Source organism: Deinococcus sp. (assembly GCF_018260555.1).
Classification (GTDB): domain Bacteria; phylum Deinococcota; class Deinococci; order Deinococcales; family Deinococcaceae; genus Deinococcus.
Genome location: NZ_JAGLBB010000008.1, coordinates 33,198 through 59,576 on the forward strand (window position 1 = coordinate 33,198; position 26,379 = coordinate 59,576).

General features: G+C 68.6%; 21 protein-coding genes and 2 pseudogenes. 10 read left to right on the forward strand and 13 right to left on the reverse strand.

What is annotated here, in order from left to right:
- Window positions 1-5 precede the first annotated feature (5 nt).
- The 4 genes from QZ271_RS02915 to QZ271_RS02930 all read right to left on the reverse strand — a co-directional run bounded on the left by QZ271_RS02915 (window position 6) and on the right by QZ271_RS02930 (window position 2,891).
- Window positions 6-191 carry a hypothetical protein gene (locus QZ271_RS02915; protein WP_291428807.1) on the reverse strand — a complete coding sequence of 62 codons (186 nt, stop codon included), beginning with the start codon at window positions 189-191 and terminating at the stop codon, window positions 6-8.
- Entirely contained in the window at window positions 188-649 is a 462-nt protein-coding gene (locus QZ271_RS02920) for a hypothetical protein (RefSeq protein WP_291428809.1), read from the reverse strand. The genes QZ271_RS02915 and QZ271_RS02920 overlap by 4 nt, the downstream gene beginning before the upstream one ends.
- A 23-nt stretch (window positions 650-672) precedes the next feature.
- Window positions 673-1,131 carry a phage tail protein gene (locus QZ271_RS02925; protein ID WP_273991240.1) on the reverse strand — a complete coding sequence of 153 codons (459 nt, stop codon included), beginning with the start codon at window positions 1,129-1,131 and terminating at the stop codon, window positions 673-675.
- A gap of 119 nt (window positions 1,132-1,250) precedes the next feature.
- On the reverse strand, window positions 1,251-2,891 hold the full coding sequence (locus QZ271_RS02930; protein WP_291428818.1) for a phage tail sheath subtilisin-like domain-containing protein: 1,641 nt from the start codon (window positions 2,889-2,891) through the stop codon (window positions 1,251-1,253).
- Between the two features lie 304 nt (window positions 2,892-3,195).
- Here QZ271_RS02930 and QZ271_RS02935 point away from each other — a divergent pair, with 304 nt between their 5' ends.
- The 10 genes from QZ271_RS02935 to QZ271_RS02980 all read left to right on the forward strand — a co-directional run bounded on the left by QZ271_RS02935 (window position 3,196) and on the right by QZ271_RS02980 (window position 20,064).
- Window positions 3,196-4,107 (forward strand): DUF4255 domain-containing protein, encoded by a 912-nt coding sequence (locus QZ271_RS02935; protein WP_291428819.1) that lies wholly within the window; start codon window positions 3,196-3,198, stop codon window positions 4,105-4,107.
- 165 nt (window positions 4,108-4,272) lie between these two features.
- Window positions 4,273-4,785: a GPW/gp25 family protein gene (locus QZ271_RS02940; RefSeq protein WP_291428821.1), complete on the forward strand. Its 513-nt coding sequence runs from the start codon at window positions 4,273-4,275 to the stop codon at window positions 4,783-4,785.
- A gap of 103 nt (window positions 4,786-4,888) precedes the next feature.
- Window positions 4,889-7,018: a putative baseplate assembly protein gene (locus tag QZ271_RS02945; protein ID WP_291428822.1), complete on the forward strand. Its 2,130-nt coding sequence runs from the start codon at window positions 4,889-4,891 to the stop codon at window positions 7,016-7,018.
- Window positions 7,018-8,034 carry an FHA domain-containing protein gene (locus QZ271_RS02950; protein WP_291428823.1) on the forward strand — a complete coding sequence of 339 codons (1,017 nt, stop codon included), beginning with the start codon at window positions 7,018-7,020 and terminating at the stop codon, window positions 8,032-8,034. The genes QZ271_RS02945 and QZ271_RS02950 overlap by 1 nt, the downstream gene beginning before the upstream one ends.
- Window positions 8,031-12,833 (forward strand): protein kinase, encoded by a 4,803-nt coding sequence (locus QZ271_RS02955; protein WP_291428825.1) that lies wholly within the window; start codon window positions 8,031-8,033, stop codon window positions 12,831-12,833. The genes QZ271_RS02950 and QZ271_RS02955 overlap by 4 nt, the downstream gene beginning before the upstream one ends.
- A gap of 149 nt (window positions 12,834-12,982) precedes the next feature.
- Window positions 12,983-13,618: a hypothetical protein gene (locus QZ271_RS02960; RefSeq protein ID WP_291428826.1), complete on the forward strand. Its 636-nt coding sequence runs from the start codon at window positions 12,983-12,985 to the stop codon at window positions 13,616-13,618.
- A complete protein-coding gene (locus QZ271_RS02965) occupies window positions 13,615-15,396 on the forward strand; it encodes a VgrG-related protein (RefSeq protein ID WP_291428828.1) in 1,782 nt (593 codons plus the stop codon). Before QZ271_RS02960 ends, QZ271_RS02965 begins: the two co-directional genes overlap by 4 nt.
- Window positions 15,397-15,428: 32 nt before the next feature.
- A complete protein-coding gene (locus QZ271_RS02970; protein ID WP_291428830.1) occupies window positions 15,429-17,489 on the forward strand; it encodes a hypothetical protein in 2,061 nt (686 codons plus the stop codon).
- Window positions 17,490-17,806: 317 nt separating this feature from the next.
- Entirely contained in the window at window positions 17,807-18,118 is a 312-nt protein-coding gene (locus tag QZ271_RS02975; RefSeq protein ID WP_273991250.1) for a hypothetical protein, read from the forward strand.
- An 11-nt stretch (window positions 18,119-18,129) separates the two neighbouring features.
- A complete protein-coding gene (locus QZ271_RS02980; protein ID WP_291428832.1) occupies window positions 18,130-20,064 on the forward strand; it encodes an AAA family ATPase in 1,935 nt (644 codons plus the stop codon).
- An 80-nt stretch (window positions 20,065-20,144) separates the two neighbouring features.
- Here QZ271_RS02980 and QZ271_RS02985 read toward each other — a convergent pair whose 3' ends face one another.
- The 9 genes and pseudogenes from QZ271_RS02985 to QZ271_RS14500 form a co-directional block, all read right to left on the reverse strand.
- Window positions 20,145-20,912: an urease accessory protein UreD gene (locus QZ271_RS02985; protein WP_291428834.1), complete on the reverse strand. Its 768-nt coding sequence runs from the start codon at window positions 20,910-20,912 to the stop codon at window positions 20,145-20,147.
- A 47-nt stretch (window positions 20,913-20,959) separates the two neighbouring features.
- The gene (gene ureG, locus QZ271_RS02990; protein WP_291428836.1) at window positions 20,960-21,628 is read right to left on the reverse strand and encodes an urease accessory protein UreG; all 669 of its coding nucleotides are present in this window, start codon (window positions 21,626-21,628) and stop codon (window positions 20,960-20,962) included.
- Window positions 21,629-21,788: 160 nt separating this feature from the next.
- The gene (locus QZ271_RS02995) at window positions 21,789-22,433 is read right to left on the reverse strand and encodes an urease accessory protein UreF (protein WP_291428838.1); all 645 of its coding nucleotides are present in this window, start codon (window positions 22,431-22,433) and stop codon (window positions 21,789-21,791) included.
- A complete protein-coding gene (locus QZ271_RS03000) occupies window positions 22,430-22,843 on the reverse strand; it encodes an urease accessory protein UreE (RefSeq protein ID WP_291428841.1) in 414 nt (137 codons plus the stop codon). The genes QZ271_RS02995 and QZ271_RS03000 overlap by 4 nt, the downstream gene beginning before the upstream one ends.
- 80 nt (window positions 22,844-22,923) lie before the next feature.
- Window positions 22,924-23,586, reverse strand: a complete 663-nt coding sequence (hypB, locus tag QZ271_RS03005; RefSeq protein WP_291428842.1) for a hydrogenase nickel incorporation protein HypB — start codon at window positions 23,584-23,586, stop codon at window positions 22,924-22,926.
- Complete coding sequence (locus QZ271_RS03010; RefSeq protein WP_291428844.1) at window positions 23,583-23,945, reverse strand: hydrogenase maturation nickel metallochaperone HypA; 363 nt, start codon at window positions 23,943-23,945, stop codon at window positions 23,583-23,585. Before QZ271_RS03010 ends, hypB begins: the two co-directional genes overlap by 4 nt.
- A 123-nt stretch (window positions 23,946-24,068) precedes the next feature.
- Complete coding sequence (ureC, locus tag QZ271_RS03015; RefSeq protein WP_291428846.1) at window positions 24,069-25,790, reverse strand: urease subunit alpha; 1,722 nt, start codon at window positions 25,788-25,790, stop codon at window positions 24,069-24,071.
- Window positions 25,791-25,998: 208 nt separating this feature from the next.
- Window positions 25,999-26,304: pseudogene (locus tag QZ271_RS03020) on the reverse strand (urease subunit beta); the annotation flags it as partial.
- A gap of 18 nt (window positions 26,305-26,322) precedes the next feature.
- A pseudogene (locus QZ271_RS14500) lies at window positions 26,323-26,379 on the reverse strand (urease subunit gamma); the annotation flags it as partial.

The window sequence follows — 26,379 nt, forward strand, 5'->3', positions numbered from 1 at the left end:
GGCGTTCAACCGCGGCCGGTGCGGCGGGTCAGGTCCAGGCGCAGGTCGTCCAGCATCAGCTGGTACACGCGGCGGGCCACCTCGTCCAGATCGATGGTGACGGCGCTCTGAGCGCGCGCGCCGACCGGAACGGCAGCGCCCGCCGCGCTGGATGGGCGTGGCGGTGCGGCCGGGCGGAGTGGGTGGGTCACGCCGGGTTGCCGGCGCCGGTCAGGTCACTGCCCAGGTCCAGTTCCAGAATCGCTCCGCAGTGCGGGCATTCCGTTTCGATCTGGCCGCTCATGAATTCGGGCGCACCCTGCGGCGCGCCGGGTGCGCTACTCAGGGGGCTGGTGAACTGGGGCTGCGTGAAGGCGGGGGCGGGAGTGGGCGCGGCGTTCATCTGCGCGTACAGCGTCTGCAGGTACGCGAAGTCGGCGGCGGGCAGGACAGCCAGCACGTCGGGCGTCACGGGCGCGAACGGCCCGAGGCGCGTGATGACCCGGGAGAGCAGCAGCAGCGGGTAGTAAGCCTCGTTGCGCTGCACGCGCGGGTCGCCTAGCGGCTCGATCTCGTCGAGTGCCGTGGCCAGGCGCATCACGCCGCCGCGGTGAATCTGCCCGTCGGACGTGTGCAGTCCGGCGGGCAGCATGAAAGACAGTTCGTTCACGCGTCAGTCCGGGTCACGGGTGCTTAGCCGCCCGCGGGGACGCGCTTGTAGCCCTCGTGAGTGATGGTCAGTTCTTCGATGGCGACCTCGTTGCTCTTGGCGTCGTAGGTGGGGCCATTCAGTTTGCTGGGCCAGGCGCGCTCGAAGGTCCAGGCGGCGACCGGCTCGCCTTTCTGGTTGTGCAGGGTGATGGTGCCGCTGCGCCGGGCTTCGTCCATGTTGCCTTCCTCGACCTGCTGGCGCCACACCCACATGTCCATGTCGTTGGTGATGCCGCGCTTGAGGACGATGTCGTTGTACTTCATGGTGCCGGGTTCGCGGATCAGGACGGCGCGGCCCTTGGCATCGGTGGCGCGGTACTCGACGACCTGACTTTCGCTGCCCAGGCCGCTGCACTCGCGGAAGGCGCCGACGACCTTGTTATCGAACTGAACGCTGAAGTAGGCGGCAACGAGGGGGTCCTTGCGGGTGGGTGCGGTCATATGAATACCTCCAGTGAAAGAGCGGGGAGCAGGGGAAGGCGGGCGTTGGGATGGGGGACACAGGGCGTGCCCCGGGAGTCAGGGGGTGTGGAGGCGCGGCGCGGTGTTGTGCGCGGCTGTTACTGTCCGCCGCCGGCGTACTGGCTGAAGCGGAACACGATGAATTCGGCGGGTTTCACGGGCGCCAGGCCGATTTCGACCTGCAAGACGCCACGGTCGCGGATCTCGTCGGGATTCAGTTCGGCGTCGCACTTCACGTAGAAGGCCTCGCGGGTGGTGTTGCCGAACAGGGCGCCGTCACGCCAGACGCTGGTCAGGAAGGAGTTGATGTCGCGGCGGATGCGGAACCACAGGTTCTCGTCGTTGGGTTCGAAGACCGCCCACTGGGTGCCGCGTTCGATGCTCTTCTCGACGTAGTTGAACAGGCGCCTGACCGGCACGTAGCGCCACTGGACGTTGCTGGACAGGGTCCGGGCGCCCCAGACACGCACGCCCATGCCGGGGAATTCACGGATGCAGTTCACGCCGATGGGGTTCAGGATGTCCTGCTCACTCTTGGTGATCTGCAGGGCCGGCCCGATAATGCCGCGCAGGACCTCGTTGGCGGGGGCCTTGTGCACGCCGCGTTCCACGTCGCTGCGGGCGTAGATGCCGGCCACGAAGCCGCTGGGCGGGACCATCATGGGGTTGCCGTCGGGGCCTTCGATCTTGACCCAGGGGTAGTACATGGCCGCGTAACTGGAGTCGAAGTTCGTGTCGACGTTGCGCCACTGCACCGCCTGCTGGGGGGTCAGGTCCGGCGGCGTGTCAAGCAGCGCGATGCGGTTGGCGTTGCGTTCACAGTGGTCGATCAGAGCGCGCTGCACGGCTTTCACGCCGTCCGCGCCGATCATGCCGGCCTGGTAGGCGCTCATCAGGTCCGGTACGGCGATCATGCTGACTTCCTCGGCGATTTCGAGACTCTCGATCCCGCTGCGGCTGTCCACGCTGCCCACGAAGTCCTGGCCCTTGAGTTCGCGGCCCTCCTCGATCACGTTGCTGTGGGCCTGCAGGACGTAACTGCCGACCTCGGGTGCACGTTCCACGAGGGGGCCGGTGGAGCTGGCTTCCTCGATGATGATCAGGGTGCTTTCCTTGTTGATGACGTCCGCGACGCTGCGGCTGTGCTTCTTGCCGATCGAGACGTTCGGGAAGGTTTCGGTCACGTCGTTGCGGGTGACGCGCAGCGTGAACAGGCCGTCGCTGCCCTCGTCGGGACCGGCGGGGCCGCCGTCGGCCGGTTTGCCGTCCTTGCCCTTGGGGGCCTGGTCGGGTTTGACGGGATCGGGGGCCAGGACCTCGATCTGAATGTCGCTCTGGCGGCTGTCGCGGGCGACGATGCTGAGGCTGGGCACGGCCTTGCTGGCGCGGCTGGGCAGTTGCAGCGGCCGGGCGGCCTCGACGGTGCGTGCGCCCTTGGCGTCCGACTGGTTAGGCACGAGGCGCACGACGTAGCAGCGCGTACCGCCGTTGTTGAAGTAGGCGTACACGGACTGCGCGAGGTAGGCACCTTCCATGAAGGGGTCGCGCTCGCCGCCAGCGGTCACGGTTCCGAAGATTTCCTTGAATTTCTGCCAGTTGGCCACGAACACCGGGGTGTTGGCGGGGCCGTTCGGCGCGAAGCCCACGAAAGCGGCGGTGGTGGTGCTGACACCCTCGATGGGGCGGGGACCGCTCTGGGTTTCTTCGACGTAGACGCCTGGGGACAGGTATTCGGCCATTCAGTTCCTCCGGATAGACAGCAGGGTTGAGGTGGGCGCGCCGGGTCTGGCGGCACCCTCGGGTTGTGAGATACCCAACATCGCAGACTGCCCGCACCGACTCAAGCGAACTTGAGCAGACACAGGCGGAGGGGCCGTCCTATACTGACCAGTCATTGATTCAGAGTCGAGGCCGAAACTTGAAGAATAGTGTTGCAGAACAAAAAATTTCAGTGCAAAACTCCACAGGCTGCCCACTGGGGGGGGCCGGCGAGAGGCTACCGGACTCGCTGTTTCCAGGCCGGTGCGGGCAGGGGTTGGGCCCGTGATCGACGAGGTCCAGCAGTCCCTGAAGGAGCTTGTCTATACCGAGGCGTCCCTGCCGCGTGACGCGCTCGACATCCGTTTCGCGGCCCCCACACCGTCCTGGGTGTCGGGCCTGACACGCCCCACCCTGAACTTCTTCATGCACGACCTGCGCGAGAACGCCTCGCTGCGGTCCATGGAATTCACGAACGGTCACAGCGGTCTGGGCGTGACCCGCACCCTGGCCCCGCGCCGCATGGACCTGCGTTTTCTGGTCACGGTGTTCTTCAAGGCGCAACTGGACGAACTGGGCCGCGACGAGTGGCAGGTGCTGTGGCGCGTGCTGGCCGCCCTGATGCGCCAGGACGAATGGGAGGACCGCTACCTGCCGGCCGCCGCCCGTGACACGGGACTGGGCATCCTGGGCCTGATCACGCCCGGTGACGCCAGCGGCGGTGTGTTCAGCAGTCTGGGACAGACCGTCCGGCCCCACCTGAACTACACGGTGACGGTCCCGCTCGATCTGGGCGTCACGACCCGCTCCCCGATGGTCCTGGAACGCGACCTGAGTTTCCGCGCGCAGGCCACACCCGGCGAGCAACCTCCCGTCTCCCGCCGCGTACGGAGCAGCTGGCAGCTGCTGGATGAACTCGGGCAGCCCATCGCGGACGCCCTGGTACGCAGCGAGGGCAGCGGCGACGGCAGTGGCGCGCGCGCCTTCAGTGACGAGGCGGGCGTCGTGCACCTGAACGCCAGCCGCAGCGAGGTCCGCTTCCTGAAGGTCCTGACCCTCGACGGCCGCGCGCTTCGGCTGCCGGCGCACGACGCCCCGCCTGCGCATGATCCCGCCGGTCCGGGTACCGCCGGGCTGAATTCCGCTGGGCCGCGCGCCCTGCCCGCCGACGCCCCCGGCGGTCCGGTGAGCCGATGAGCAGGAAGTGCCCGGGCGCAAGCCAGGCGCAATGTCGCCCACGGACTGGCCCGCCGTGAGCTTCAGTGCCGCCGATCCCACCTGGCCTGACCCGGCCTCCGCCCTTCCCGGTTCCGCTCTCAACTGGCCCGCCCTGCGCCGCGCGCAGGACACAGGAGGCCCCCGGTGACCCAGTCCAGACTTCCCACCCAGCCTGCCTCGCCGTCGGCCCCTTCCCAGGTGCCCCGCCCAGGGGGACAGGTGCAGGCCGCGCAGACCAGCGTCGCGCGGGCCGCCAACCCCGGTCGCGACCGGGCCGACGTGCTGGGAACCGGCGTGGCCTTCCCGATCGGCGTGAACCCGCGCGGACAGCTGGCCATGGTGTCCGGCGAGCGGGCCGTGACCCAGGCGATCCTGAGCCTGCTGATGACCGCGCGCGGCCAGCGGGTCATGCGCCCCGAGTACGGCTGCCGCATTCACGAACTGGTGTTCGCGCCCGGCGACGCCACCACCCTGGGCCTCGCGTCCTACTACGTCGACGAGGCCCTGCGGACCTGGGAGCCCCGCATCGAGGTCGATCAGGTCGAAGCGCAACTGGACGCGCAGGACACCGCCCGCATCGTCGTGGATATCCGCTACCGCCTGAAAGACAACCCGGAGCCCCGCTCGCTGGTCTTCCCGTTCTACCGCTCGCTGTAACCCCCGCTCCCCAGGCCCCGCCCTACTGCACCCGACCCAACCGACCCCGAACCAACCGGGCCGCCGCGCCCGCCTCAACTTTCCTCACCCTGGAGACCCCGCCGTGCCCTTACCGACCGTGAACCTCGACGACCGACGCTTCGACGACATTCTCGACGAGGCGCGCCGGCTGATTCCGCAGTACTGCCCGGAATGGACCGACCACAACGCCAGCGACCCCGGTATCGCCATCATCGAGATCTTCGCCTGGATGACCGACCTGCTGCTCTACCGCGTCAATCAGGTGCCGGATAAACTCCTGATCGCGTTCCTGGACATGATCGGTGTGCAACTCGCCCCGCCCCGCGCGGCCGTCGCGCCCGTCACGTTCTACCTCAGCGCCCCGCAGGACACGCCGCTGGCCATCGCGGCCGGGACCGAGGTCGCCACGCTGCGGACCGAGGTGAACGAGGCGATCGTGTTCTCCACCGACCGCGGCGGCGTGGTCCGCCCGCCCACCCTGCTGGGTCTGTTCAGCGCGAACACCCTGGCGCAGGTGCGGATGGACAGTGACGGACTGACCGGCGCGGATGGAGGCGTCACCGCCGGGACCGGTCCGGGCGGCGCGGGCACCCGGCATGACCTGGCGCAACTGGGCCTGCCGGGGCACCGGTTTCCGATCTTCCAGCCGGAACCGCGTCCCGGTGACGCGCTGTTCGTGCAGCTGGCCGGGGATCACAGTGACCACGTGCTGGCCCTGACCTTCGGCGTGGAACTCGCGGGCGGGGCGGGCGTGAACCCCAACCATCCGCCGTACGTGTGGGAGGCGTGGCAGGGCGGCGTGGGCCGCTGGGCGACGTGCGAGGTCGAGTACGACGGCACCCAGGCCTTCAACGTGAGCGGCGAACTGATTCTGCGGCTGCCTGCCATGCGTGAGGGCGTGTTCTTCGACACCAGCGGCTACTGGCTGCGCTGCCGCCTGACGAACGAACAGATGCACGCCGGGTACAAGGTCAGCCCGGACCTTGAAACCTTGCAGATCGACGCCCGCGGCGTCACGGTGCCTGCCCGGCACGCGACCATCGTGCGCAGCGAACTGCTGGGGCAGAGCAGCGGCGTGCCGGGCGGGCGGTTCCGGCTGCTGCACGGCCCGGTCCTGAACCTCGACCCGGAACGCGACGTGATCGAGGTCATGACACCGGAAGGCGACGCGCACCTGTACGCTCCGGTCACGGACTTCTCGGCGTCCACGCCGGACGACCGGCACTTCACGCTCGACACGGGCAGCGGCGAGGTGTCCTTCGGTCCCAGCATTCTGCAACCCGACGGCAGCGTGTACCGCTTCGGCGCGGTGCCGGCGCAGGACGCCACGGTCCGCATGCGCCGCTACCAGTACGGCGGCGGGGCCAGCGGTAACGTCCCGGCCCGCACGTTGACCGTCCTGAAAAGCAGCATTCCGTACGTGGCCCGCGTGACCAACCACGCCCCGGCCGCCGGGGGCCGCAACGGGCAACTGCTCGAGGACGCCATTCAGCGCGTGCCGACGCTGCTGCACACCCGCACCCGCGCCGTCACCGCCGACGATTACGAGCACCTGGCGGCGCAGGTTCCGGGCGTCGCCCGCGCGCGCAGCGTCACGCCGAACATGGCCACGCCCGGACAGACCTACCCGGGTCAGTTGCGCGCCCTGAACGTTCCGCCTGGACAGGTGACACTGGCCATCCTGCCCAGCGTGTCCTTCGAGGATCAGATCGTGCGCGGCGACGACAGCGCCGACCCCTTCGCGCCGCTGACCGGACGGATCGCGCCGGAACGCCTGACCCTGAGCGCCGAACTGAGAAGCGCCGTGCAGGAGGACCTGGACCTGCGCCGCCCGGTCGGCACGACCCTGGACCTGCGCGCCCCGCAGTACGTGTGGGTCAGCGTGACCGCCACCATCCGCGCGTACGCCGGGGCCAGCCGCCCCGCCCGTGAGGACGTGCGCCGCCGCGCCACCCAGGCGCTGTACGGGTACCTGAACCCCTACACGGGCGGCCCGGACGGGCGCGGCTGGCCGTTCGGGCGGACCCTGAGCCTCAGCGAACTGTACGGCCTGCTGCGCGGCGTGAGCGGCGTGGAAGTCGCCGAGGACGTGCAGGTCGTGCTGACCGAACCCGGCCAGCCTCAGCAGCGGGAAACCATCACCGGTAGCCTGCCGCTGCCCCCGCAGGCGCTGATCGTGTCGGACGTTCACCACGTGCGGGTGGATCACTGATGCCGCAACTTCAGGTCCGGCAGCGCGGGGACGTGCTGCGCACCCTGAACCTCGGGATGCGCCAGCTGTCCATCGGCAGAACGCCCGACAACGGCCTGCCGCTGCGGGACCCGTCTGTGGCCGTGCGGCACGCCGAGATCAGCGTGGAGGGCGGCGCGCTGCTGCTAACCGATCTGACCGGCGGCGAGGCCTCCACCTTCGTGAACGGGCACCGCCTGACCCCCCACCAGCCCTGGCGTCTGGAGCACGGCGACGAGATCCAGATCGGGCCGTTCACGGTCGCGTTCCTCAGCGAGTCGGCCGCCTTGCCCCCCGAGGCCCCACAGGGACGCACCGACGTGCAGGGCACCCTGGCCGCCCACCCGGCCCGGCCTCCCATCCCGACCTTTCCGGCCCCGCGGCCCCCCCTGGGCGGCCCGGCGCTGTACACGTCGTTCCTGCCGCCTTACTTTCAGGAATCCGAGTTCCTGGGCCGCTTCCTGAAAATCCTGGAGAGCGTCTGGGAGCCCATGCAGCGCCGCCAGGACAGCGTGGACCTGCACTTTGATCCGCGCGTATCGCCGCCGCAACTGCTCGGCTGGATGGCCGGGTGGCTGGGCGTGCCCCTGGACCCGCACTGGCCCGAGGCCCGGCAGCGGGCGTGGCTGCGCGAGGCGGTCACGCTGTACCGCTGGCGCGGCACCCGCTACGGCCTGAGCCGCGCCCTGGAGACCGTGTTCGGCCTGACGCCTGTGCTGAGCGAGGACTCCGCGCAGCCGCACACGCTGCGCGTCACGCTGCTCGACTCGCTGGACGGCGACGACACCGCCAGCCGCGAGACCATCACCGCCTTCGTGCAGCGTCACGCCCCGGCGCACACGCAGGTCACGGTAGAATTCGTGGACACGCCCCCAGCCCAGAGCGCAGCCCTAGACCAGAGACCCGCCCCAGACCAGACCCCAGACCAGACCCCAGCCCCCACCACTCCGCCACCCTCGCCCAGTGGGCCGGGCGGCCCGCAGGCAGGTGCCGCATGACCGACCGCATCTTCCACCACTACCAGTTAGGACGGCTGCTCGGGGGCGGCTGGCTCGGGCCGGTCCACGCGGCCGCCGACCTCGACGAGAACCGCGAGGTCGCCCTGCGCGTTCTGGACGACGCCAGCAGCGGTCAGTCCTTCCTGATCATGCAGCTTGAGCGGCTGCTGCTGAAAGTCGGCTCATTGCGCCACCCGAACATCCTGCCCACCGGGGCCCTGGAGCAGCGGGAGCGGCGCGCCTTCTACGCCATGGACATGGGCCAGCAGGGCAGTGCGCGCCAGCTTCTGCAGGGGCCGGCCCGCGCCGCGCAGCCGCTACCGGTCGTGACGGCCGTGGACCTGATCCGCCAGGCGGCCGTAGGGCTGGCGCACGCGCACGACCAGGGCCTGATGCACGGCAACCTGAAACCCGAGAACCTGATCTTGCAACCTGGCCGGACCCTGCTGGGCCACACCGGGTACGGCACGCAACTCTCGGATTTCGGGCTGGCCGAACTGCGCGCCGGGAGTTACGGCACGCACGACCGCGCCGTCGTGAACGCCCTGGCGTACATGAGCCCCGAGCAGTGCCGGGGGATCCGCAACGAGCTGCGCACCGACCTGTACGCGCTCGGCCTGATTCTGTACGAACTGCTGACCGGACTGGTGCCCTTCGACATCCGCGACGCAGCCGAGGCGCTCGAGAAACACCAGCACGTCGCGCCCCGGCAGCCCAGCCTGCTGCGCCCCGACCTGCCTCCGGCCCTCGAGGAGATCATCCTGACCTGCCTCGCCAAGGACCCCGGGGACCGCTACGTCAGCGCGCAGGCGCTGGAAGCGCCGTTGCAGGAAGTCCTGAACACCCTGATGCCCGGCGGGCCGGAACCCACCGTGCGCCTCAGCGCCCTGCCGGTCATGCCGCCCGCGCCGACCCTGGACGGACACGCCAGCGGCCCGGAACCGACCCTGCTGGTGTTCAGCGAACGCCTGGAACTGCTGCGCAGCGACCCGGTCACGCAGGCCAGTTTCACGGTGGGCCGCGCGCCGGACAACGTCGTGAAACTCGAGCACGTCGGCGTGAGCCGTCATCACCTGAACGTGGAATGCACGGGCGGGCAGGCGCACGTGACCGAACTGACCGCCACGAACGGCACCGTCATGGACGGCCTGCCCCTGACGCCCATGACCCGCCTGCGCTGGCCGTACCGCACGCCGCTCTACCTGCGGCCCTACTGGCTGGTTCTGCTGGAACCGCAGCAGGCCCCGGCGCGGCCCCGCATCGTCGTGAAACCCGAACGGGACCGCGTGACCCTCACGCCCGGTACGCCCCTGACCCTGCACGTCATGCTGGCGAACACTGGCCCCACCGTGGATCACTTCCGGGTGGACCTGCGCGGCATTCCGGCCGAGTGGGTGCAGGGCGCACACACTGAAGTGCAGTTGAACCCCGGTATGCAGGGGGGCGCGACCCTGACCCTGCTGGCCCCCCGCCACAGCAACAGTCGTGCCGGGGAGTACGACGTGACCGTCGTAGCCCACTCGCGCGAGGACCCCACGCAGACCGGACAGGCTCCGCTGGCCGTGACGGTTGCGCCCTTTCGTGAACTGGTCGCCACCATGCTGCCCCCGCTGCGCCGTACGTGGCGGCACGCGCGCTACACGGTGCGGCTGGAAAACCGTGGCAACACCGACGAGACGTACCACCCGCGCCTGCGGGACAACGAGGGGCAACTGCGGATCCTGCCGCGCCTGCAGGACCTGATGACGGTTCCGCAGGTCGCGACCACCGGGATGCCGGTCGATCCGACCCAGCTGGCGCGCGAAACGGCCCGGCAGGCGACCGCCGAGGCCCGGCACGCCGCCATGGCCGCCGCCCGTCAGGCCGTGCAGGGCCAGGGTCGCATCCGCGTGACCGACCTGCCCACCCGCCTGCCCCTGAGTGCCGGGCAGAGCACAGAGGAAACCCTGAAGGTGCGGGTGCCGCTGCGCTGGCTGGGCGCGGTCACGCAGCATCAGATGCACGTGGACGTCTTCCCGGAACTTCCGGGCGGTGAGAGCGGCGAACACCCGGCCGCGCACGCCGCCGCCGAACTGAACCACCTGCCGCTGATCCCGCTGTGGATGCTGCCCATCGTGCTGATCCTGCTGGGCGTGCTGATCTGGCTGCTGACCCGCCCGCCGCAGATCACGCAGTTCGACCGGGCCGACAGTAACACCGTCGTGCGGCCCGGCACGCCGTTTACGCTGCGCTGGGACACCCAGAACGCCACCCGCGTGACCATCCCGGAGCTGGGCGCGGCGGGCCGCAGCCTACCGCGCGACGGTCAACTGACCGTGCCCGGCATCACCCGCGACCAGAAGTACACCCTGACCGCCCGCTCGCTGCTGGGCCGCACCGTGATCAACGCGCAGACCGTGCAGGCCCGCTTCGACCGCCCGGAAATCCAGGCCTTCGAGGTCACGCCCGCACGCGTCGCCGGGAACCAGAAGGTCACCATCCGCTGGCAGGTGCTGAACGCGCAGCAGGTGACCATCAGTGAACTCGGGAAGGTGCCGGCCAGCGGCACGCGCACCTTCTCGCCCAGCCGCGACACGACCTTCACCCTGACCGCGCAGAACGGCACCGAACGCGAGACCGACGCCCGCAGCGTCACGGTGCTCGGGCCGCAGGTCAAGACCTTCAAACTGGAACCCGCCGAAATCGAGCGGGGCGGCAGCGCCGTCCTGTCCTGGGACGTGCAGAACGCCAGCACGGTCATGATCGAGGGCCTGGGCATCGTGACCGCCAAGGGGAAAAAGACCGTCAAGCCGCGCGAATCCATCAGTTACACCATCACGGCCAGCGGCGCGAACAACCTGACGAACAGCGCCAACGCCCGCCTGGAAATCACCTCGCCCGCCCCGGAATTCCTGGACTTCGAGGTCAGCCCCAGCCCCGTGCGCTCGGATCAGGACTTCACGATCCGCTGGAAGACCAAGAACGCCAGCAGCGTGAACGTGCAGTACGGCAGCGGCACCGAGGACAGCGCCCCGGAAGGGCAGACCATCAAGCCCGCGCCCACCACCGACGTGGACATCATTCTGACCGCCCGCAACGACGCCGGCGATACCGTGATCGTCAAGAAACCCCTGGCCGTCACGCCCGTGGACAAGCAGGCCGAGAAGGAAAAAGCCGATGCCGAGGCCGCCGCTGCCGCTGAGAAGGCCGCTGCCGCCGCCGAAAAGACCAACGCCAGCAAGGTGACGTTCACGGCCCAGCCTGCCAGCATCGTGGGAGAGGGCGACGTGACCCTCAACTGGAACGCCCAGGGCTTCGAGTCGGTCACGATCCTGCCACTGAAAGGCCCGCAGAACGGGAAGTTCGATCCCAGTGGCAGTGAGATCATCGAGAAGGTCAACACCACCCGCACCTACAAGCTGGTGCTGTACCTCAAGTACGGCAGACCGCTTGAGATCGTCCGGACGGTCAAGGTCACGCCGCGCCCGGTCGAGATCCGCAGCTTCAAACCGAGCGTCACCGACCTGCGCGCCCCCGGTTCCGTCACGCTCAGCTGGGACGTGGCGAACACGCCCGCCGTACGCATCGCCGGACTGAGCGGCCCGCTGCCCGGCAGCAAGTGGCCCCCGCGCGGCAGTACCACGCTGACCGTTCCCAGGACCCGCACGTTTGTCCTGAGTGTCGGCAGCCAGCAGCAGAGCGTGACCGTGCGGGTCAAACCGCCGACGCCCGTCATCACCTTCAGTGCCGCGCCCACGCAGCTCACGGGCGGCGGCACGGCCGTCCTGACCTGGACGGTCCGGAACGCCAGCGCCGTCCGCATCGACGGGGTTCGCGGCCCGAACGCCGACGGCTCCTGGCCTGCCACGGGCCGCACCACCCTCCCCGTGAACGCCAGCCGCACCTTCACCCTGCGCGCCGGCAGCGTCACGAAAACCGCGTCCGTGACCGTCACGCCCGCCCCGCAGGCCCGCGTAAACAGCTTCACGGTTTCCAGCACGGCCCTCAACGCCCCGGGAGCGGTGCGCCTGCGCTGGAACGTCAATAACGCCGACTCCGTGCGCATTACCGGCGTGGCGCAGGTTCTGCAATCCAGCGGCGAAACGACCGTGAACATCGGCAAGACCACCACCTTCGTCCTCACGGCCGGCAGCGCTCAGGCCATCCGGACCGTGACCGTGAAACCTCCCGTCAAACCGCCCGGCACTCCTCCCAAACCCTCCAGCACGACGGTGACACCGATTCCGAACGTCACGCCAGCCGCCGCCCTACCCGTCAGCGTCTCGTATTTCAGCGCCAAACCCGCCAGTATCCGCGCGGGCGGTAGCGCCACCCTGGTCTGGAAGGTCACGGGCACCGACTCCGTGACCATCGAGGGCGTGAGCGGAAGTCTGCGCGCCAGCGGCGTGATGCAGGTCGCTCCCGCCCAGACGACCACCTACACCCTGAACGCCGGAAGCGTGCGCAGCGAACCCGTGACCGTGACCGTCACCCACGCGGCCGCCCAGAGCAGCGAGTACAGCGACCTGATCGGCTCCTGGACGCACCCTTTCGGGTACCTGACCATCTACAACATCGAGGGCCGCCGCGCGGCCGGCACCTTCGCCAGCGAACGCGACGACATCCCGGACCTCCCCATCAACGTGATCTTCAACGGCGGCACCCTGACCGTCACCTCACCGCAACTGGACACCTTCAAGATCGTGGCGTCCATCGACCAGAGCCGCAAGATCCTGCGCGGGCCGTACACCCTGCAAGGCCAGAGCGAACGCTGGTGCGCCTACCGCCCCACCGTTCAGCAGCCCAGCGACTGCCGCTGAGGCCCGGGGGCCCGCCACGTGCGCCCTTACCCAGACACACGTATCAACGGCACATTGACCACACAACTTCCACTCGGTCCCTACGCAGCCACCACGCATCTAACACGCATTCAGCACGCGTTCACCACGCATTCACTACGGAGGAACCCATGACCATCACCTCGGCAGGCGGCACCGGCGGACAGTTCACCAAGGCCCAGATCGTCCCCATTGATGACAGCAGCAACCGCACGCCCATCGAGTGCATGTTCAATCCGCGCGAGTACACCATTACCCGCAACGTTCAGTACGACAACCAGACCACCGATACCGGCGACAGCGCCAACAAGATCTTCCGGGGCGGTCAGCCTGCCACCATGACCCTGGAGCTGTTCTTCGACACCTACGCCCGCCGCCAGTCGGCCGGAACGGTCGAGGACGTCCGCCGCTACACCAAGCCGCTGTGGGACCTGACCCGCATGAACCCCGAGACCTCTGAGACAGCCAAGGGCTCTGGCGTGGAAAAGAAACGCCCGCCCATGGTGCTGTTCCAGTGGGGTTCCACCTGGCACTTCCAGGCGGTGATCAAGAGCATGGAGCAGCAGTTCACGCTGTTCATGCCCGACGGCACGCCCGTACGGTCCATCATCAAGGTCAGCCTGGAACAGGGCGACGCCAGCACCGGCTTTGAGGGAAAAAGCGGCGGCACCTCGACCTTCCACATCAGCCAGGGCATCCGCGCCGCCGCCGGACAGCGCGGCTTTGTAGGTGACCTGCGGCAGACCTCCTACGGGAAGGGCACATGACCCGCAGCGCAGCCCGCGACCCGATGGAAGGCGCGGTCAGCACCCTGTACCTGAATATTGACGGCAAGGACATGACCCCGGACGCCGTGCGCATGATCGACGAGATCACCGTGGACAGCAGCCTGCAACTCCCGGACGTGGCCACCGTCTCCCTGCGCGACCCGCAGGGCCTGCTGATCGACGATGAAAGCTACCGCCTGGGCGCCCGCATCCGCGTGATCGCGCAGGTGAAAAGCAACCAGGAAACCGTCTTCGACGGCGAACTCGTCGAGGTCGAACCCCGCTTCGCGCGCGGCACGCAGCACCTGCGCCTGCGGGCCTTCGACCGCCTGCACCGCCTGGCGCGCGGCACGCACACCCGCTCGTTCCTGAACGTCAGCGACATGGACCTCGTCAAGAAGCTCGCCGGCGAGGCCGGCATGACCGCCAGAACGGCCGACAGCAGCGTCGTGCACCCGTACGTCCTGCAACACAACCAGACCAACCTAGAATTCCTGCGGGAACGCGCCTCCCGCCTGGGCCTGATCCTGTACGCCGACGGCACCACCCTGCACTGCGAGGACGTGCGCGGCCAGGACCCCATCGAGCTCACGTGGGGCGACACCCTCACCGAGTTCACGCCCCGCCTGACCAGCCTCGGCCAGACCAGCCAGAGCACCGTGCGCTCCTGGGACCCCAAACAGAAACGCAGCGTGGTCGGCCAGGGCAGCGGCGGCCAGGGACGCGCGGACGTCCCCGAAAGCAGCCGCAGCGAAGGCGTGTCTCAGCAGGCGTTCGGAATGGACACGCCCGCCACGACCAGCACCCTGATCGTCCGCGAGCAGTCCTACGCCACCGCCATCGCGCAGGCGCAGCGCAACCGCGTGACCGAGCATCTGATCGAGGCGCGTGGCACCGCCGCCGGGTACCCCCGCCTGACCGCCGGCACCACCCTGAACGTCCGTAACGTCGGCCGGCGCTTCAGCGGCGCGTACGTCGCCAGTAACGTCCGGCACCTGTACCGCAACGGCGAAGGCTACAGCACCGAATTCAGCGTCACCGGGAGTCGCCCCGACTCGCTGGCCGCCCTGATCCGTGAGAGCACCGCCGGACCCCACGACGCGCCGTTCACACCCACTCCCGGCCTGATGATCGGCGTCGTCACCAACAACGACGACCCCGACAACCTGGGCCGCGTGAAAGTCAAATTCCCCGCCCTGACCGAGGACGACGAGAGCGACTGGGCCAGGGTCGTGAACCTGGGCGGCGGCCCGAACCGCGGCTCGCAGTTCACGCCGGAAGTCAACGACGAGGTCCTGATCGGCTTCGAACACGGCGACATCCACCACCCGTACGTGATCGGCGGCCTCTGGAACGGCAGCGACGCGCCCCCACGCCCCACCGGCAAGACCATCAAGAATGGCAGCGTCATCCAGCGCGTCTACCGCACCCGCCTGGGCCACGAACTCATCTACGACGACCCGCCCGACCCCGACCCGCCCCGCATCACCCTCCAGAGCAGCAAGAACCACGCCCTGGAACTCAACGACGACAAGAAAAAACCCTTCCTGCAACTGCGCACCACCTCCGGCCACCGCCTGACCCTGATGGACGACCCCAGAGCCCCCCACGTGACCCTGGAAGACAAGAACGGCAACCAGCTCAAACTCGACACCAAGACCAACACCCTGACCATCACCAGCACCGGCCGCCTGGAACTCAAGGCCCGCAGCGGCATCAAGATCGACGCGGGCGGCGGGAACGTGGACGTCAAGGGCGTCATGATCAACCTCAACTGAGCAACCTCTGCCCACAACCGACAGGAGATCTCATGACCCAGTCCTCGCCTACCACTCCAGCCAGACGCCTGTTGCACCAGCTTGAGGACGGTGCGCAGCGCCTCACCGGGCAGCTCATGGCCGGACTTGGTCTCCAGGGCCCGGTACCTGCCACCGCTGCGTCTGCCAGGCCGAAAACCGGTCAGACCTGGGAACGGGACTTCACCGTGACCAGCGGCACGCTGACCATGAACCTGCACCTGAAACGAGCCAGTGGCGGCGCACTCGGCGGGTCCTCCACCGTTCAGAACAAAGGCAAGCCTCGCAGTCAACGGTGGCCTGTCGCAGGTCAACTCCTGCGGGACGACTCGTTTACCCTGCACGGCACCCAGAACGGCGCAACCTTCACCGGCAGCCTGCGGGGCGGCATTCCCCAGGTGAGCGACTTCCAGAACCGGAAGTTCCAGTTGCACAACCTGCGGTTCCGGCGCTTGCCCGCCGCTGCCGCCGTCCAGGTCGCCACCGTCCAGGTCGCCACGGGCACGAGTGCCGCAGGTGCGGGCTCAGCGGGCGCCAGCAGTGCCCTGCCCGCCCTGCCAGCCCTGCGCGAACCCGGGTTCCTGCCGCGCCTGAGGCAGGTCGCTGCCGCCATCAACACCACGCCCGAAATCGTACTCGGCTTCCTGACGCTGGAAAGTACCCTCGATCCCACCAGCAACAAGGGAAAAAACACTCAGTACAAGGGTCTTGGGCAGATCGGTGATGCTGCTCGGATAGACATCAACCGGTACATCAGTTCGCACGGGTTGAGTCTGAAGACACTCAAGTCCACCTCCGACCTGACGGGAATGACCGCCACTCAGCAACTGGAGTACATCGAGATTCACCTGAAGATCCACATGCATCAGGTGGACGTCGAGAACAGGGCCGCAGGGAAGACCAGCCCGCTGGAACAGGTCTACATGGCGCACCTGGGGGGCAGCGCCCGGTACGCGCAGAAGGACGTCTGGGTGACGTCCAGCAGCCCCGCGTACCGTCAGAATCCCATGGACGCCGATCAGGATGGGAACAACACTCCCACGGAAGCGGCCGACACGGTGCGCGGAAAATTCACGGCCACCTTCCGGGCCAATCTGGACGACCGCAGCCGACACCTGCGCCCGACCAGACGGAATTTCAACGGAACGGTGCAGCTGTTCTACGTGTACGACCCGAAATTCGACAACGGTTACCCGATGTTCACGCTGGGCGACGCTCCCACAGCAGTCACGCCGACCCCTGCCGCAGGTGCAGCCCCCGCTGCCGCTGATCACCAACCGGCCGACGCGCCGGACGCCCTGGACCGCCTGATGAAATTCACGCAGGAGACGCCGGAGTACACGATCGCCCAGGTGAGGATCGCCCGGCAGGTCATCCAGATCCAGCCCGCACCGACACGCTCCGACCTGTACGTGCTGCTTCAGGAAAAGACCCCGCACCACTCACAGCGGAACAACCTGAGCCTGGGCCGCGCCGTCGATGGCGACAGGCCCGGCGGCAGGATCGGGAACGTCATGTGCAATCTGACGAGCGCCGCCATGGTGCTGGAACAGCTGGGCATCGAGAACCCCGACCCGGAACACTTCCCGCAGTTCGAGGACTACTTGGAGGACCTGCGCCGGAAGTTCGTGGACGCCAGGTACCAGGAACTGCTCAGGGCCGGGGTGTCGCCCGCGAAAGCAAAACTGGACTCGTACGGGCGGTTTCACCGGACGACACAGGAAGGCTGGGGAAAAGTGCTCGACCTGATGGGCACCCAGCACACCAACCTGCAAACTTCGCCAGATCGATCGTTTTGGGAAGCAAAGATCAAACCTCATCTCGCAGCAGGCGAGGCTGTCATGATGAGCATCTACGGACACATTGTGAGGCTTCAGGGGATGAATGACGAAGGCTTGATTGTGGATGACCCTTACGGAAAGTCCGTGTTGTTCCGAACCGACAATCTCAAACCTAAGTACCGGTACGGAAAGTACGAGCATCAGGCGAATGTCAGTGGTAACAACACAGTCTGGAGCTGGAAGAGCGTGGCTGAGCACCCGATGCTGTGGCTGGCTGTGGTCAAGAAGAAATGAATACGAAAATGAACGGAGAAACGGTCCACTTTCTTCACGCATGCGTTTTTGGTCTTGTTCTCATCTCTTGCGCTAGGGCGATCAATGACCAGACCCCACTGATCGGTAAGGCGTTGATCACAACGCGACAGACTCCAGAAGGTTCCGTCAAGGCCCTGCCCTCTGTTGAAAAAAGCGGGTTCTGCAGGATGTACCAGTGTGTGATCACTGAGCCGCCAGAAGCTCCTACAGGTGACGCAATCTGGGTTGTTCTGCCCGTCGCTGCCCGATCCGGTGAGGCTCTGGCCCAGCGATACAAAGGCGCATTCTTCCCTGAGTTGACCGTTCATATCGAAAAGAACGTCGTGCTGTTCGCGGATCTGGCTCTGGATACGAAGGTGCGCTCGCCCATGCCGGGTGCGACATTGAATCTGCTGGGGAACTTCACGCGGCTGATGCTGGGCTCGCCCTTCAGTGCACAGAAACTCTCGGCGTGCTACCGCTCGTTGGTGACCGAGGCGACCTGCACGGTCGGGCGGGGGCAGGTGCGCGTGGCGGGGGTGCAGCGGTGGTACGTGGCAGCGTTCCGTACCTCGGATGACGGCGAGGGGTACTCATCCGTGAATTACTCGATTGGACTGGAGGAGTGATGGGCGGGGCGGTGAGTGCAGCGGACCTGGGACGAGTGCAGGCCCTGCACGCCCTGTGCGACGCCCTGAGCGCGCAGGTACTGGACGTGGCGCTGAACGAGCAGGCCCAGCCGGACGTGCGGTACGTGGTGGTCCTGCCGGACCTGAGCGGAACGCGACTGGAGGACGTGCAGGCGCGGCTGGAGCTGACGGAATTCGAGGTGGGCGTGCTGGCGCTGGCCCTATCGACCGAGCTGTTCCCCGAGCGGATGCTGGCAGCCTGCGCCACCGCGCTTCAGATGGACAGTCCGCACGCCGCCTTCCTGACGCCGTCACTGACGCGCCGCTGGTTGCTGGAGGACGACTGGGCGCAGGCCGCCGCGTTCACCGCCGGGCGGCCCCTGCTGGCCTGCGGCCTGATCGAGTTCGGCGTGAGCGTGAATGCCAGCGTGCTGGAGGCCCTGACGCCCCTGCGGCTCAGTGCGGGCCTGCTGGCCGACCTGCGGGGTCTGCTGGACGTCCCGCCGGATCTGCGCGGCGTGCTGCGCGCCCTGCCGCCCGGCGGTCTGCTGAGCGACTCGCAGGAGGCGCAGCGTGAGACCCTGGCGCGGCACCTGAGGAAAGAGGACCGCGCGGCGCTCCTGTTCGGCATGAATGTGGCCGGGATGCAGGCGGTCGCCGCGCACCTGCTGGGCAGCGGCGCGCACCGGCTGGACCTGGCGGTCCTGGCGTCCCGCTCCCCCGAGGAGCAGGAGGCCGCGCTGCGTGCCCTGCGCCGCGACACCCGGCTACGCGGCACCCGGCTCGCCGTGGACGCCGCCACGCCCCTGCCTGACGCGCAGCCGCCCGAGGGCCTGGTGGACCGTGTGCTGGACATCGCCGCTGGTCCCGTGGTGATCCTGTCCGCCGACCCGTTGCCGCTGGACTCGCCGCGCGCGGTCCTGAGTGCTGAGCTTGGGGCGCCCACGCCCGCCGAGCAGCGCGAACGCTGGGCGCACGCGCTGGGGGTCAGCGGGGATCCGGCGCTGCTGCGGCAACTGGGGGACCAGTTCCACCTGAATCTGGACCGCATCGACGCGCTGGCCCGCGACGCCCGCGCGTCCCTGAGCGGCAACGCCAGCCACGCCGCCCGCCTGGAACGTGCCTGGGAGGCCGCGCGCGGCGCCAACCGCCGCCTGATGGGCAGCCTCGCGCAGCGCATCGACGTTCGCGCGACCTGGGAGGACCTGATCCTCCCGCACACCGAGCGGCTCGCCCTGGAGCAGATCGCCGCGCACGTCCGGCACCGCTCGCAGGTGTACGAGGACCTCGGCATGGCCCGGCCGGGGCGGGGCCGCTCGATCACGGCGCTGTTCAGCGGCCCCAGCGGCACCGGCAAGACCCTGAGCGCCGAGGTGCTCGCCCGCGACCTGAACCTCGACCTGTACCGCATGGACCTGAGCAGCACCGTCAGCAAGTACATCGGTGAGACCGAGAAGAACCTCAAGAGGATCTTCGACGCGGCCGATCAGGGGGGCTGCGTGCTGCTGTTCGACGAGGCCGACAGCGTGTTCGGGAAGCGCGGCGAGGTCCGCGACAGCAACGACCGCTACGCGAACACGCAGGTGAACTACCTGCTGCAACGCCTGGAGAGCTTCAATGGACTGGCCCTGCTGACCACCAACCTGGAGAGCAGCATGGACGTGGCCTTCATGCGCCGCCTGCAGTTCGTGATCAACTTCCGCGCCCCGCAGGCCCCGGAACGCGAGCGGCTGTGGCGCGGTGCGTTCCCCCGCTCACTGGACACCAGCGAGGTGGATTTCGCGCGGCTGACGCAGGCGGACGTGTCGGGCGGCAACATCCGCAGCGTGGTCATGAACGCCGTGTTCATGTCCGTGGCCCGGGGTGTGCCTGTCAGTCAGGCCCTGGTCGAGGAGGCGCTGCACCTGGAGTACCGCAAACTGGGCCGACTGGTGCTGTCGTACTGATACGGACTCCGATTGATTAGGTGCAGTTCCGAATCAATCGGAGTCCGTGCAAGTGTGTTTCCGGCGTCGTCGCGTACCGCTCAGCGGCGTATTTCCAGCGGCGGGGCATTCCACAGTTGGTGTCGAAGCGACTGGCGCGCCTGTAGGAGGGCCCGGTCGAGTTCCGGTCCCCGGGCGGCCGCGCCGCGCAGCCACACGGCGCCGCCTGCCGTAGAGCCGGTGGCGATCAGGCCCGGCACGGCCGGGAACTCCGTGACGGTGGGGGGGGCCAATCCCTCGCCGGCGCCGGTGAACACACCGGACGCCTGATAGTCCAGGTCCCCCCACACGCCGGGCGCCCGGGTGAACTCGCCCGGCACGAGCCGTTGCCGGTCCAGGTACACCCGGCGCGCCCCCACGTTGACCTGCACGCGGCTCTCGTAGGACGCGAAGGCCAGCCGCTCCCCGGTCTGTACGCGTCCGCTGGCGAGCGTCTCGGTCAGGGCGAACTGCGCGCCTTCCTCCAGGTCGGCGGTCAGGTTCTGTGAGAAGGCACTTCCGGCGAAGGGGAGGGTGCGTTCCGGGTGGTACTCCAGTCGCCCGCCCGCCGCGACCTGAAAGTGAATGTCCTGAGTGGCGGGCCGCCGGTCAGGCGAGGGCTGCACGCGCGTGGCCGACTGCGTGAGGATCAGCACCCGCGCGCCCGGCCCGACCACCACGCGGATCTCGGCGTGATCGCCGCCCAGCACGCCGCCGGTGGGGTTCACAATAAAGACCATCAGCGTCCCGCACGGCAATTCGAAGGGCCGGACGACCATCAGCGGGGCCTTCTGCGTATCGCGAAGCAGCGCCGTCCGCGCGCCCCGCACGCCGAAGTGCAGGTGCAGGACCCCGGTGCGCGTGCGCGTCAGCAGGCTCAGGGGGACACCCGCTGCAACCCCACGCGGGGCGGCGGGACCTCCCGGAACAGCAGGTCGTGCTCGATCCACGCGGTCACGTCGGCCAACCCGTCCCCGCTTTTCAGGTTCGTGAACACGTACGGCCGCACCTCACCGCCCACCGTGCGCCCCGTCCGGGCGTCGGCGTCCATCACGCTCAGGTCGGCGCCCACGAGCGGTGCGAGGTCCGTCTTGTTGATCACCAGCAGGTCACTGGCGCGGATGCCGGGGCCGCCCTTGCGCGGCACCTTCTCGCCGCCCGACACGTCCAGCACGAAGATCCACGCGTCCACGAGCTCCGGCGAGAAGCTGGAGGCGAGATTATCGCCGCCCGACTCGATAAACACAATCTCCAGACCCGGGTACTCGAGGGTCAGTGCCTCGGCCGCCTCCTGGTTCAGTGAGGAATCCTCGCGGATCGCGGTGTGCGGGCAGCCGCCCGTCTGCACGCCCCGAATGCGCCCGGCCGGGAGGGCGGCGGCCGCCGTGAGGATCCGCTGGTCCTCGAAGGTGTAGATGTCGTTCGTGATGACCGCCAGTTCGTAGCGGTCGCGCAGCGCGCGGCACAGCGCCTCCAGCAGCGCCGTCTTGCCGCTACCGACCGGGCCGCCCACGCCGATCCGCAGGGGAGAGGAGGGTTGGGTCATGAAAACTCCTTTGGATATGATGTCATACGGATTCCGATTGATTCGGCGCACTTCTGAATCAATCCGAGCGGACGCGAGTAGGAACAGCATACGCCCCTCCGCGCTGTGGAGCCGCAGGCGGCGCTTTTCCGACTGTGGTGGAATGGAGCGGAGGGGCGGATCATGTCTGGAACAGTCTTGAGTCCAGCCCCGGCTGCTCACTGGCGGCGAGGTCCAGCAGGGGCGTGAAGGTGCACAGGTCGTCCGGCGTGGCGTGCAGGGCCGCGTGAATGCAGGCCCGGGCGGCGTCCTCGCAGGTGGCGGCGCAGCGCTGGGCGTCCAGCCCGCCGAGTCTCATCAGGCGCGTGGCGCTCGTGGCGCGGCCCAGCAGCCACCCGCTCACGAAGGCCGTCACGGTATCCGCGCGCGGCACGCCGAGTGCGCAGGCCAACACGCCGAAGGTGGTGGCGTGGTGCCGCGTGACCGGCAGCGCCGCCGTCACGTCCGGCCAAAGGTGCGTGGCGGCGCGGCGCAGGTTCGCGCCGACCCGCGTGCTCGCGCCGCGCGGCCCCGGCACGAGCTTCAAGTCGTCCAGCAGCGCGTCCAGTTCCGCCAGCGTACCGGCGTCAGCGCTCCAGGCCAGGGCGCAGGCGGGCGCGTCCTGCTGGCCCCAGCCGTGCGCAAGCTGCCCGGCCAGGAACGCGCGCAGGTCGGCGGGCGACCGCACCGCGCCGCGCGTGGTCAGGGTCTCCAGGCCGTCGCTGAAGGCGTACGCGCCGGTCGGGAAGGCCGAGTCCGACAGCTGAAGCAGGCGCAGCAGGCTCACGACTCGTGCTCCCAGGCCGGGCGGCCGTGAAACGGGCGTTCCTCGCGCGTGAACGGCACGCCCAGCCGCGACAGCAGCAGTTCCAGCGGCGCGTCCCAGAGGGCCAGGAACACCCCGTGCTCGTCGGCCGGGACGAAATCCCGGTGCAGATTCCCCACCGCGTGCGCCACGGCCGCCGCCTCGGGCAGGTCGCGCGGGCGAACGGCGGCCACGTCCTCCGGCGCGGCCCCCACCACGTAACTCACGCCGCCCCGCACCTCCAGCACGCTGCCCGGCGTGAGCACTGTGCCGGTCGGCAGGGCCAGCAGCAACTCCTGACCGTCCGGGGCGCGCAGGCGGCGGCGCACCCGGCGGCGATCCAGGGCCGTCATCGGCACGGCGACCACCGCGCCCGTCACTGGACCAATCACCGACCCCTTCACTGGCCCCGTCACTGGTCCGGTCGCCGTCCCGGTGCCCAGGATCGGGCGGCGCAGACCGGACAGCCGGGTCAAACGCTTTCACCCCGCACGAACGCGAACCACGCGTCCAGGCCTGCGCCGCTGCGGCTGCTCAGTTCGATCACGGGCACGCCGGGCCGCGCGCGGTCGATGTTCTCACGGCACAACTCACGGTCGAAGCCCACCGCGTCCGCCAGATCCATCTTCGTGATCACCACCACGTCCGCCGTGTTGAACATCGTCGGGTATTTCAGGGGCTTGTCTTCACCCTCGGTGGTGCTGATCAGCACCGCGCGGGCCGCCTCGCCCAGGTCGTAGGAGCTGGGGCATACCAGGTTCCCCACGTTCTCCAGGAACAGCACGTCCAGCCGCGGCAGATCAAAGCGTGGCAGGACGGCCCGCACCATGTCGGCGTCCAGGTGGCAGACGGTTCCAGTCACGATCTGCTCGGCCTGCGAGCCCCACTGCCGCAGGCGCGCCGCGTCGTTCTCGGTCGCCAGGTCACCGACCGCCACGCCCATGCGTACGCTTCCCGTCAGGTCACGCAGCGTGCGTTCCAGCAGGGCCGTCTTGCCCGCACCGGGACTGCTGGCCAGGTTGATGGCCCGGACGCCCGCCGCCCTGAAGGCCGCGCGGTTTCCGGCCGCCGTCCGGTCGTTCTCTTTCAGGATGTTCTGCCGCACCGTCACGATGCGGGGCGTGGTCGTTGTCATGAGCCCTCCGGTTGGGGTTCTAGCAGTTCGATCTCGTCGAGTTCCAGTTCGTCGCCCTGCAACAGCGTCGGCGTGGGAGCGCCGCACTGCGGGCAGCGCAGGCCCCCTTTCAGGTCCAGCGTCACCGGCCCGTGGGTCGGGCACTCGCCCACGCCCGGCACCGTCACCACGTTCAGGCGCGCGCCTTCAAGCGGCGTGCCCTGCGCGCAGGCCGGGAACGCTGCTGTCAGCGCCTGCGGCACCACGCTCGACCACGCCCCCACCCGCACCGTCAGCGCCGACGCCCGCGCCCCGCCGTTCTCGCGCAGCACCTCGGACGCCACGTCGATCAGCGACAGGGCAATAGAAGCCTCATGCACGCGCGCACACGGTCCCCTGCGGCCCTCCTCGCTGCTGCCCTCCTCGCCGGGCGGCGCCGCTCCCCGGGTCCGCCAGGGTTACACGGTGTCGCAACCCTTGCCAATGTCCGCCCGCCCCCATCATCAGAACAGGAAGTACCGCTGGGCGAGCGGCAGTTCGTCCAGCGGCTCGCACGTGGCGATCTCGCCGTTCACGCGGACCTCGTAGGTTTCGGGGTTGACGTGAATGTCGGGCGTCTCCGCGTTCAGGATCATGTCTTTCTTGCCGATGTCGCGGGTGTGCTGCACGGCGCTGTAGCGGCGGCCCACGCTGGGCAGGTTGCCTTCTTGCAGGCTGACCTGCGACACGAAGTGCAGGCAGGTGGCGTCCGGCCCGCCGCCGTGCGCGGCGAACATGGGGCGCGGGTACACGGGTTGCGGGGTGGGGATGCTGGCGTTCGCGTCGCCCATCTGCGCCGCGACGACCAGACCACCCTTGATCACCAGTGCCGTTTTCGCGCCGAAGAAGGCGGGTTTCCACAACACCAGATCGGCCAGCTTGCCGACCTCGACGCTGCCGACCTCGTGCGCGATGCCGTGCGCAACGGCGGGGTTGATGGTGTACTTGGCGACGTAGCGCCGGGCGCGCAGGTTATCGGCGCGGGTATCCGACCCCAGGCCGGGAATGCCGAGCGGGCCGCGCTGGAGTTTCATCTTGTGCGCCGTCTGCCACGTGCGGGTGATGACCTCGCCCACGCGGCCCATCGCCTGCGAGTCGCTGCTCATCATGCTGAACACACCCAGGTCGTGCAGCACGTCCTCGGCGGCAATGGTTTCCGGGCGGATGCGGCTCTCGGCGAAACTCACGTCCTCTGGAATGCGCGGCGACAGGTGATGGCAGACCATCAGCATGTCCAGGTGCTCGTGGATGGTGTTCACCGTGAACGGCATGGTCGGGTTGGTGGAACTGGGCAGCACGTTCGGTAATCCCGCGACCCGGATGATGTCCGGCGCGTGCCCGCCCCCGGCGCCCTCGGTGTGGAAGGTGTGGATGGTGCGGCCCGCGAAGGCCCGGATGGAATCCTCGATAAAGCCCGATTCATTGAGGGTGTCCGTGTGGATGGCGACCTGGATGTCGTAGTCCTCGGCGACGCTCAGGGCCGCGTGGATGGCGGCGGGCGTGGTGCCCCAGTCCTCGTGGAGCTTCAGGCCCAGCGCCCCGGCACGCACCTGCTCGGCCAGGGGGGGCTGGGTGCTGGCGTTGCCCTTGCCGAGCAGGCCGAAGTTCAGCGGTAGCCCGGCAAGGCTTTCAAGCATGCGGTGAAGGTGCCACTCGCCGGGCGTGCAGGTCGTGGCCGACGTGCCCGCCGTGGGGCCGGTGCCGCCGCCGATCATGGTCGTCACGCCGGACTCCAGCGCCGTCCAGCACTGCTGCGGCGCAATGAAGTGAATGTGCGTGTCCACGCCCCCCGCCGTGAGGATGTGCCCCTCGCCCGCCACGATCTCGGTACTCGCCCCGATGGTCAGCCCGGGCGTCACGCCGTCTTGCGTACCAGGGTTCCCGGCCTTCCCGATGGCCGTGATATGCCCGTCCTTGACGCCCACGTCGGCCTTCACGACGCCCCAGTGATCGAGAATCAACGCGTTCGTGATGACCAGGTCGGGCACATTCGCGTCCTCGCGGGTGGCGGTGCTGCTCTGGCCCAGGCCGTCGCGAATGACCTTGCCGCCGCCGAACTTGACCTCCTCACCGTACGTCGTGAAGTCCCGCTCGACCTCGATCAGCAGGCCGGTGTCGCCCAGACGCACGCGGTCGCCCACCGTCGGGCCGTACAGGTCGGCGTACTGTCTGCGGGTGACGTTCATAGAGCCTCCGCTTGGGTCCTGCCCGGACCTCTCCGACCGCTGTGCGGCCAGTTCCCCTGGAGGGGAGCCAATGCGTGATTCTTGCCTTCCCCCGGGGCGAGCTGTTCCGCCCAGGCGAAGCGGCTGACAGGCGGCGCGGCCTTCACGGCGTCCCCCCGAATCCCTGTTCCCTGGCCCGGCCGAGCGCCGCGTCCTTCATGCCCACGCCGTCGAGTTCGCCGCTGACGAGGGCGTTCATGCCGTGAACCTCGCGCGTGCCGCCCAGGGGCACGAGTTCGATGTCCTTTTCCTCGCCGGGTTCAAAGCGGACGGCGGTGCCGGCGGGAATGTTCAGGCGCTGGCCGTACGCGCTGGCGCGCTCAAAGTGCAGGCCGGCGTTCACCTCGAAAAAATGGAAGTGGCTGCCGACCTGGATGGGGCGGTCGGCGCGGTTGGCGACGGTCAGGGCCGTGACGGGACGCCCGGAGTTCAGTTCGATGTGGCCGTCTTCGAGCAGGTACTCGCCCGGCACCAGGGCGCTGTGGCCGCCGCGGATGGGGTCGTGGATGGTGACGAGTTTGGTGCCGTCGGGAAAGGTGCCCTCGACCTG

Coding starts and splice junctions, on each gene's coding strand:
- QZ271_RS02925 (WP_273991240.1), bottom strand. CDS start 1,131: ATGACCGCACCCACCCGCAAGGACCCCCTCGTTGCCGCCTACTTCAGC.
- QZ271_RS02930 (WP_291428818.1), bottom strand. CDS start 2,891: ATGGCCGAATACCTGTCCCCAGGCGTCTACGTCGAAGAAACCCAGAGC.
- QZ271_RS02950 (WP_291428823.1), top strand. CDS start 7,018: ATGCCGCAACTTCAGGTCCGGCAGCGCGGGGACGTGCTGCGCACCCTG.
- QZ271_RS02955 (WP_291428825.1), top strand. CDS start 8,031: ATGACCGACCGCATCTTCCACCACTACCAGTTAGGACGGCTGCTCGGG.
- QZ271_RS02960 (WP_291428826.1), top strand. CDS start 12,983: ATGACCATCACCTCGGCAGGCGGCACCGGCGGACAGTTCACCAAGGCC.
- QZ271_RS02965 (WP_291428828.1), top strand. CDS start 13,615: ATGACCCGCAGCGCAGCCCGCGACCCGATGGAAGGCGCGGTCAGCACC.
- QZ271_RS02970 (WP_291428830.1), top strand. CDS start 15,429: ATGACCCAGTCCTCGCCTACCACTCCAGCCAGACGCCTGTTGCACCAG.
- ureG (WP_291428836.1), bottom strand. CDS start 21,628: ATGACCCAACCCTCCTCTCCCCTGCGGATCGGCGTGGGCGGCCCGGTC.
- hypB (WP_291428842.1), bottom strand. CDS start 23,586: ATGACAACGACCACGCCCCGCATCGTGACGGTGCGGCAGAACATCCTG.
- ureC (WP_291428846.1), bottom strand. CDS start 25,790: ATGAACGTCACCCGCAGACAGTACGCCGACCTGTACGGCCCGACGGTG.